Here is a 2791-nt window from a genome sequence, read left to right as displayed (position 1 = left end):
AAGGGCGTCGTCACATTTCCGATCTGCATTTTCGTTTCACCTTCTAAAAGGCAAAAGAAATTTGCTCACCAAAACGATGCCAAAGACTCTTGACTGTGATTCGTGAAAATGCGATTCTCTGTCTTGCTTAAGGATATGAGAAGGGCTTCCACGACGGAAACGTTTGGGGGCCTTTTTCTTTTGCTTGTTATCCTTTCAAGCCTGATTTGATCTGTTCTTGGTACTCGGCATGCAGCGCAGGCAGGCGGTCGCCCAGGAATTCAACGAACTCCCTGGAAACCGCTTTGGTAAAGTTCAGCTTGGCTCCTGCCTTTGCATGATCGATGGTTGCCAACACAAGTCCGTTTGCCGAAATCTCATGCCGGTCTGACGCACTTTGGCTGCGTGTTGAAACATTTGCCGATTTGAGGGCGGTCAATGCCACGGCAAATCGCTCGCTGTCATTGACACCGGTGTTGTGCAGCGCCTCGCGCACGACATCCCATGCGTCGTTTCTTGCAGCCCACAACTCACTGAACTCCATCCAGCGACGCCGGCCAATGTCAGGTGAGCGACCAATAAGTGTCAGTGTGTCGCGCGGTATCGTGGCTGCGACGCGCAACATCTCGGACACGTGAGATTTACCAGTGGCCAGAGATGCAATGATCGTATCCCTGCCGTAACCGGCCTGCTCCTGCAGCTGCGCGAAAACGCATTTTTCAATATAGGACAGATCGTTCCGGTTGGTGTTTTCTTCACCCTGAAAAACAACGGCCTGTTCATCGGTCAGCTCACGCACAATCGCGCGGAACTTAACGCCAAGCCGCTTGGCTGCGGCCAAACGGCGACGACCGAACACGATTTGATAGGGCTTGGAGCCGGATTTTGTCGGGCGCACCATGCCCGGCACGATTTGTCCACGCTCCGTCATCGACTGTACGATTTCATCGATGGCCGCGTCGGAATAGGAACCGTCAAAACGGTCCTGCAGTGACGACGGGGCAACATCATCGGCATCGACCTCAACGATCCTGTCGCCTTCAGCCAGCAGCTTGTCGAGGGCCTCTCCCCTCTCCTGTATCTGGCGCACTCCGGCCGCGACCTTCATCAGGTGCGGAGATGCGGTTTTGGTGTTCTGTGGGGCGGAGGCCGCTTGCTGCGCCAGGACGTTTGCAAACAAACCGCGGGAATCTTTTCTGCTCATTCACGCCCCCATGCAGTCCAAAGGAGTTTTTCGATTTCATCATTGGCGGCATTGAGCGATTCCATCGCCCGGTCGTAGGTCTTTGGTGCAGAAAAACGCGACCGCTGTACCTCGTAGAGACTTTGCTTCCACGTCAGCGCGTCAGCAACGGCGGCCGATTTCATCACCATGTTCAGCAGCAGATCTTCACCAAACACCTGGCGCATCAACGCGGTCATATTTGCCTGCGGATGGTCATTGGGTTCGAATTTGGTGACGATAAACTTGGCAAAGTCCCAACGTGACGCAGCACCCATGTCGCTCAGGATCTGCATGTAGGATCCCGCCAGCTCCAGGAACTTGCCGGTGGAATCCACATCCAGCATATGGGCAGGAACCGGGATGATCACGCCGGTGGCTGCGGTCAGCGACGACAGTGTCAGGAAGTTCAGCGACGGCGCTGAATCCATCAGGATGACATCATAGTCCCCTGCCACCTGTTCAAGTGCCTGCGAAACCCGCAACAGGAAGCTTGTTCCACCATTGTTACGCATTTCAAGCGCAACAGCCGTTTCGAACTCCGTCAGCTCAAGGCCGGCGCAGATAACATCAAATCCGGGAATATGTGTCTTGTGGATCAATTCAGCGGTCGGACGTGGCTCGTCAAACCGAATTGCCGCATACAGCGTATCGTCTTGTCTGGGGTCAAAATCCGGAAGGTTGCCATGCAGGCTCGTCAGCGATGCCTGTGGATCGAGATCCACCGCCAACACGCGGTAACCCTTCAACGCCAGATAATGGCCGAGGTGAATGGTGGTTGATGTTTTGCTCGATCCGCCCTTGAAATTCGTCACGGCAATGATCTGGCATTCCTCATCGCCCGTGCGGCGTGGGTTCATCCATTTTTTCCGGCCCTTCTCGGCCAGCGCCATTCTCAACTCAAGAATTTGCTCCAGCGAATACATGCGCCGACCATTGGAGGTAATCTCCGGCGACGGCCCCTTGTCTTTCATGACGATCTGTCGAATGTATGCCTCAGACACGTCGAGCAGTGAGGCGACCTCAGATGAAGAGAACTTCCTCATCTCTCGTCTTGCGTCTGGCGGATATTGGGCGATCGATAGATTTTGCAGCGCAAGCTCCAGCTTGCTGGAAAACTCCTGCATAAAATCCAGGCTGCTTAGATGTCGGTTCACGATTCTTTCCTCATCTCTTTCATCCAACTAAGCGCCTGCATGGTTAACAAACCTTTAACCGGTGTGTTGTTTCGCAAAAAATCGATAGTTTTTGGTTTTAGCGTAGTTACGGAACCTATATCGATTCGCAGATAGCGGCAAATTGCGCAAAGAGGGTGTTTTGCGGCCTACCGGCTTGATTCACAGATCGTTTCATATCCGTCGACAATGAAGGTGGTTCCCCGCGGGGAACTTTTGGCATCATGGTGCGAAAGCAACCCTTGTTCCCCGCGGGGAACAGATGATCGACAAGGACAAGCCGCAGTCAAAGCAGCTGATCGAAGGCTTTCGCGACAAACGGTTGAAAACTGAATTCGGTGATCAGATGGCCGTTTGCAACGACCAATCTTGCGCATCCCCTGCCCTACTGGCCATTCTTCGCGTGAGAGACGGC

General features: G+C 53.8%; 2 protein-coding genes. Both read right to left on the bottom strand.

The features are described 5' to 3' along the window. Nucleotides 1–187: 187 nt before the first annotated feature. Nucleotides 188–1183 carry a plasmid partitioning protein RepB gene (gene repB, locus RT613_RS22360; protein WP_313618574.1) on the bottom strand — a complete coding sequence of 332 codons (996 nt, stop codon included), beginning with the start codon at nt 1181–1183 and terminating at the stop codon, nt 188–190. Beyond that, entirely contained in the window at nt 1180–2358 is a 1179-nt protein-coding gene (repA, locus tag RT613_RS22355; RefSeq protein WP_080823856.1) for a plasmid partitioning protein RepA, read from the bottom strand. The genes repB and repA overlap by 4 nt, the downstream gene beginning before the upstream one ends. Between the last annotated feature and the right edge of the window lie 433 nt (nt 2359–2791).

The sequence above is a fragment of the Agrobacterium sp. genome (assembly GCF_032092815.1).
In the GTDB taxonomy this organism is placed as follows: Bacteria; Pseudomonadota; Alphaproteobacteria; order Rhizobiales; family Rhizobiaceae; genus Agrobacterium.
This window is presented reverse-complemented; position numbering and strand designations above follow the sequence as displayed.

What these genes read in the sequence shown, in the direction of transcription:
- repB (WP_313618574.1), bottom strand. Translation starts at nt 1,183, where the DNA reads ATGAGCAGAAAAGATTCCCGCGGTTTGTTTGCAAACGTCCTGGCGCAG.